The following is a 498-nucleotide window of genomic DNA, read 5'->3' as shown; positions in this document are numbered from 1 at the left end:
TTCTGGTTGAGCCGTGCCGTTCGCCAACTGCCCGAGTGTTTCAAGCATACCTTCCGGGCCCAACTCTGCCAGCTTGTTGTACAACGAGGCGCTGGTATCTTCCGGAAGAATGTCGCATTCCACTTTATGCAGCATGTCGCCGGTATCCAGGCCAACATCCATCTGCATGATGGTGATACCGGTTTTGGCATCGCCCGCCCATAAAGAACGTTGAATTGGCGCGGCACCACGCCAGCGTGGCAACAATGAACCGTGCACGTTAATACAGCCCAGTTTAGGCATATCCAGTACAGCTTTAGGCAGAATCAGGCCATAAGCCACGACCACCATCACATCAGCTTCCAAATCGGACACTAATAACTGGTTTTCTTCAGGGCGCAAAGATTTCGGCTGAAACACGGGAATATCATGAGCCAGTGCCAGCGTTTTTACCGGGCTTGCAGTCAGCTTATTACCACGGCCGGCCGGGCGGTCGGGTTGGGTGAATACACCCACAAC

Annotated in this window: 1 protein-coding gene; it reads right to left on the bottom strand. The window is 53.6% G+C overall.

Annotated features, from left to right (window positions below; all coding sequences use genetic code 11):
* The coding region (gene fmt / locus D7X12_RS41845; RefSeq protein ID WP_120630598.1) for a methionyl-tRNA formyltransferase at positions 1 to 498 on the bottom strand (498 nt) is incomplete at both ends.

Origin of the sequence: Corallococcus sicarius (assembly GCF_003611735.1) — a bacterium.
Taxonomy (GTDB): domain Bacteria; phylum Myxococcota; class Myxococcia; order Myxococcales; family Myxococcaceae; genus Corallococcus; species Corallococcus sicarius.
The sequence above is the reverse complement of the archived record's forward strand: the minus strand, read 5'-3'. Positions and strand labels throughout refer to the sequence as shown.